This is a genomic window from Stenotrophomonas sp. (genome assembly GCF_036662295.1).
In the GTDB taxonomy this organism is placed as follows: domain Bacteria; phylum Pseudomonadota; class Gammaproteobacteria; order Xanthomonadales; family Xanthomonadaceae; genus Stenotrophomonas.
Map to the genome: position 1 here is coordinate 1 of NZ_JAVWXA010000171.1, position 4673 is coordinate 4673.

The 4673-nt window shown below is 73.0% G+C and carries 5 protein-coding genes; 4 read left to right on the forward strand and 1 reads right to left on the reverse strand.

Annotated elements, in window-relative coordinates; translation table 11 throughout:
- The coding region (locus RSA25_RS18955; protein WP_332810378.1) for a hypothetical protein at positions 1-410 on the reverse strand (410 nt) is incomplete at its 3' end.
- A 128-nt stretch (positions 411-538) separates the two neighbouring features.
- Between RSA25_RS18955 and RSA25_RS18960 the strand changes: the two genes are divergently transcribed.
- The 4 genes from RSA25_RS18960 to RSA25_RS18975 form a co-directional block, all read left to right on the forward strand.
- Positions 539-1231 carry a DUF3348 domain-containing protein gene (locus RSA25_RS18960; RefSeq protein WP_332810379.1) on the forward strand — a complete coding sequence of 231 codons (693 nt, stop codon included), beginning with the start codon at positions 539-541 and terminating at the stop codon, positions 1229-1231.
- Positions 1232-1241: 10 nt separating this feature from the next.
- Positions 1242-3644, forward strand: a complete 2403-nt coding sequence (locus RSA25_RS18965) for a DUF802 domain-containing protein (protein WP_332810380.1) — start codon at positions 1242-1244, stop codon at positions 3642-3644.
- Positions 3641-4288 (forward strand): OmpA family protein, encoded by a 648-nt coding sequence (locus RSA25_RS18970; RefSeq protein ID WP_332810381.1) that lies wholly within the window; start codon positions 3641-3643, stop codon positions 4286-4288. The genes RSA25_RS18965 and RSA25_RS18970 overlap by 4 nt, the downstream gene beginning before the upstream one ends.
- Positions 4278-4673, forward strand: a 396-nt coding sequence (locus RSA25_RS18975) for a DUF2894 domain-containing protein (protein ID WP_332810382.1), incomplete at its 3' end; no start/stop codon positions are given. The genes RSA25_RS18970 and RSA25_RS18975, both read left to right, overlap by 11 nt.

A 4673-nucleotide genomic window follows, 5' to 3' on the forward strand; every position in this document is an offset into this window, starting at 1 on the left:
AGCGCCGGCTCGGTGGGCAACGCACCGCCCTCGGCCCAGTCGGCCTGTGCGCGGACGGCCGCGTCGAGCGCCGCCGGGCAGGCGGCGTCGGCCACGTAGGCGGCCGCGGCCGTGCAGCCGCTGGCGCGCCCCCGGCGGCAGTCGAGCTGGTCCAGCACCTGGGTCTGCAGGGCCGTCACGCAACGCTGCGCCGGCGACGGCGGCGTCCCGGCAGGGGCACGGATCTGACGGATCAGCGCGGCACACGCGTCGGCCTGGCCGGCCCGGCACGGCGCCACGTCCGGGCTGTCTTCGCCGGGCAGGTCCGCTGCACCGGCCTGCGCGACGCCCGCCCCCAGTGCCAGGGCCACCGTCAATGCCCCCTGAAGCAGCAGGCGACGGGGCGGGAACGTGGCGGGTGTCTGACGCATCGGGGCTTCTCCATGTCCGGTTGACGGCGGGCATCGTAGCGGAAAGTGGCGGTCACGCCGGGGCCGGGCACCCGTTCAGACAGGCAAATCGTCATTCCAGTGTAAAATTCATCGTTTTAGCCGGAATCATGGCGAAAGCCCCCTACCGACCGCCCGTTGCCGGGCCGGCCTTCATCCGCCTGCTGGCGGGGTTTGCCGACGGCGCCCTGCCCGGCACCAGCCCGGACCTGTCCGACCGGCTCAGCCAATGGGTGGACTGGAACCGTGCGGTGGCCCTGTCGCGGGCGCTGGATGGACGATTGCCGGCGGCGGTGCCGGAGGCGCCGGTGTTCGACAGTGCCGAGCAGGCCGAGTGCGAACGGGTCCATGCCGCGCTGCGCGCCTCGATCACCGCCGACATCGAGGCCCGCCGCGCGACGGCCGGCGAGGATTTCGCCCCGCATCGCCAGCACTGCATGAGCGTGCAGCGCTCGATGCAGGCCGCCACCGGTCGCCTGCGCGGCCGGCTGCGCGACATGCTGGGCCAGGGCGACGGCGCGCTGGCCCGCCTGGCCGAGGTGGACGCGGTGATGGAACAGACCCTCAGCCCGCGCGAGCAGGCGCTGCTGGGCGCGGTGCCGGCGCTGCTGGGCCAGCATTTTGAACGCCTGCGCGCGGCGGCTGCGCCGGGCGACGGCGACACCGACGAGGCGCTGCCGGCGCCAGCCCCACCAGGCTGGCTGGCGCGCTTCCACCAGGATATGCAAGACGTGCTGCTGGCCGAACTGGATGTCCGTTTTCAACCGATCGAAGGCCTGCTTGCAGCGCTTCGCCCCCGATAACTGGGACGTCATGTTCAGAACTAGTCTTTACTTCGTTGTCTTCCTTGCCGGCCTGCTGGCGGCGTGCTGGATCGGCGCCGGTTACCTGGGCAGCAACCCGGTGGGCGCGGCGGTGGCGGCGGTGATCGTGGCCTGTTACGTCGCCGGCGGCCTGGAGCTGCTGCGCTATCGCCAGGCCACGCTGGGCCTGGGCCAGGCCGTGGCCGACAGCGAGGCGGCCGGCAGCGACCTGGCCGCCTGGCTGCAACGCGTACCGGCTGGCCTGCGCAACGCGGTCCGCCTGCGCGTGGAAGGCGAACGGGTGGCCTTGCCGGCGCCGGTGCTCACGCCCTATCTGGTCGGGCTGCTGGTGCTGCTGGGCATGCTGGGCACCCTGCTGGGCATGATGGCCACCCTGCGCGGCACCGGGCTGGCACTGGAGAGCGCCACCGACCTGCAGGCGATCCGCGGCTCGCTGGGCGCCCCGGTCGAGGGGCTGGCGGTGGCCTTTGGCACCTCCATCGCCGGCGTGGCGACCTCGGCGATGCTCGGCCTGCTGGCCGCGCTGGTCCGGCGTGAGCGCCTGCAGACCGTGCAGCAGCTGGATGCGCGGATCGCCGGCCAGCTGCATGCCCATTCCAGGCATTGGCAGCGCGCCGAGTCGCTGCGCATGGCGCAGGCACAGGCCGAGTTGATGCCCGCGCTGGTGGAGCGCCTGCAGGCGATGTCCGTGGCGATCGAGGAACGCAGCCAGCAGACCCAGCAGCAGTTGCTGGACAGCCAGGAACGTTTCCACGCCCATGCCGATGCCGAACACGCACGGCTGGCCGCGGCGGTGGAACAGGCCCTCAAGGACAGCGTGGCCGCCAGCGCACGCGCCGTGGGCGAGGCCCTGCAGCCGATCATGCAGGACACGATGGCGGTGATCGCGCGCGACACCCGCGCCCTGCAACAGGACGTGGGCACGGCGGTGCAGCAGCAGCTGGGCGCTTTCAGCGCGGGCCTCGAGGCCCACCAGACCGCCAACGCCGCCACCTGGCGCGAGGCGCTGGCCAGCCAGCAGCAGACGCACCGGCAGTCCAGCGACGACCTGCAGGCCGCACTCGGCCGCCTGGCCGGCGAGCAGGACCGGCGCGCCACGGCCCTGCTGGAGGCACTGTCCGAGCGCATGCATGCCAGCGTGGGCCAGTGGAGCGAGACCCAGCGTGCCCAGCAGGACGGCCAGCAGGCCATGGGCGAGGCACTGCGCGGCAGCCTGGCCGCCTTCAGCGAGCAGCAGGGCCTGCACGCCACCGCCCTGGCCGATGCGCTGGCCACGCGCCTGGATGCCACCGCCGAACGCTGGGCCGGCACCCAGCAGGCGCAGCAGCAGGCCAACGAGGCGCTGGTGCTGGCGTTGGAAGGCAGCCTGCAGCGCCTGGCCGCGCAGCACGATGCGCGCGCCGGGACGCTGCTGGATGCACTGGCCGCCCGCCTGCAGGACAGCACCACCCAGACCGCCGAGGCCTGGCGCACCGCGCTGGCCGAACAGCAGGCCAGCAGCACCACGCTGGCCGGCCAGCACCAGGACGCGATGGCCGCGGCCACGGCCGGTTTCGAGCGCCACGCCACGGCCCTGGTGGCGACGCTGGCACAGTCGCAGCAGGCCCTGCAGGACGCGCTGGAATCGCGCGACGCACAGCGCCTGGCGCAGTGGAGCGGCGCATTCGACCGCTTGACCGCGTCGCTGGGCCAGCAGTGGGCGCAGACCGGCGAGCAGGCAGCGCAACGCCAGCAGGACATCTGCGATGCGTTGGCGCATACCGCGCAGGAGATCAGCGCGCAGACGCGCACGCATGCCAGCCAGACCATCGCCGAGATCTCCACCCTGGTCCAGGCCGCCTCCGAGGCGCCTAAGGCCGCCGCCGAAGTGGTGGCCGAACTGCGCCAGAAGCTGTCGGACAGCATGGTCCGCGATACCGCCATGCTGGAGGAACGCAGCCGCCTGCTGGCCACGCTGGAAACGCTGCTGGGCGCGGTCAACCACGCCTCCACCGAGCAGCGCACCGCCGTGGACGCGCTGGTCACCACCTCGGCCGACCTGCTCGAGCGGGTCGGTACGCGCTTCACCGACCACCTGGCCGCCGAGACCGGCAAGCTGGGCGAGGTGGCGGCCCAGGTCACCGGCAGCGCGGTCGAGGTGGCCAGCCTGGCCGATGCGTTCGGCGGCGCGATGGAGGTATTCGGCAGCGCCAGCGCCGGCTTGGGCGAGCGCCTGGCGCAGATCGGCACCGCGCTGGATGCATCGCTGGCACGCAGCGATGAGCAGCTGGCTTATTACGTTGGCCAGGCGCGCGAGGTGGTGGACCTGAGCGTGCTGTCGCAGAAGCAGATCATCGAGGAACTGCAGCAGCTCGGCAGCCGTCGCGGTGCCGGCAAGGCCGCCAGCGCATGAGTGATGAGATCGAGGTCGAGGACGCCACCGGCGCGCCGATCTGGGCCGCCTTCGGCGACCTGATGTCGGTGCTGCTGGGCGCCTTCGTGCTGATCCTGGTCGGCGTGGTCGCCCTGCAGCTGGAGCTGTCCAGCCGCCTGGACCACGAGGTCAAGCAGCGCCAGGCCGAGGCCGCCCGGCGCAAGACGCTGGAGCAGGCGTTGGCGGTGCCGCTGGCGGCGGGCCGGGTGACCCTGGTCGATGGCCGCATCGGCATCCGCGGCAGCGTGTTGTTCGCGCTCAACTCGGACCAGCTGCAGCCGGAAGGGCGCGAGCTGCTGAAGAGCCTGGCCACGCCGTTGGCCGAGTACCTGTCCTCGCGCGAGGAGATCCTGATGGTCAGCGGCTTCACCGATGACCGCCAGGTGCGCGAGGGCAACCGCCAGTTCGCCGACAACTGGGCGTTGTCGGCCGAGCGTGCACTCACCGTGACCCGCGCCCTGATCGCCGAGGGCGTGCCGTCCTCGGTGGTGTTCGCCGCGGCGTTCGGGGCCGAACAGCCGGTGGGCTCCAATGCGCAGGAAGAAGGGCGTGCGCGCAACCGACGCGTGGAAATGGCGCCGATTCCGCGGCCCAAGGCCACTGCCGCTGCCGATGCCCCGTAAGCCGGCCGACCCGCGCGCGCGCATCGCACACTGGCGCGCGCAGCAGATGGACCGGCACGACCCGGTCGGCCTGGCCGTGCTCGAGGCCCTGCAGGCGCGGGCGCTGCAGCATGAGGGAGGCACGCGGGCGTGGCTGGAACAGCGCCTGCAGGCGCGCGTGGACGCGTATGCCGCCGGCCTGCCACCGGTGGCGCCGCCGCCCGCGCCGGCGCCGGCTCCGCTCACCGCGCTGGTGGCCACGCTGGCCGCGCGTCCTGCGTCCGCGGCGGTGGACGTGGCCGCGTTCCGTGACCTGTGGTCCTCGGTGCGCAGCCGCAGCCAGGTGCGGCAGACCCTGGCCGCCGCGCCCAGCGATGGCGGCCCGCTCAACTCGGCCGTGCTGGTG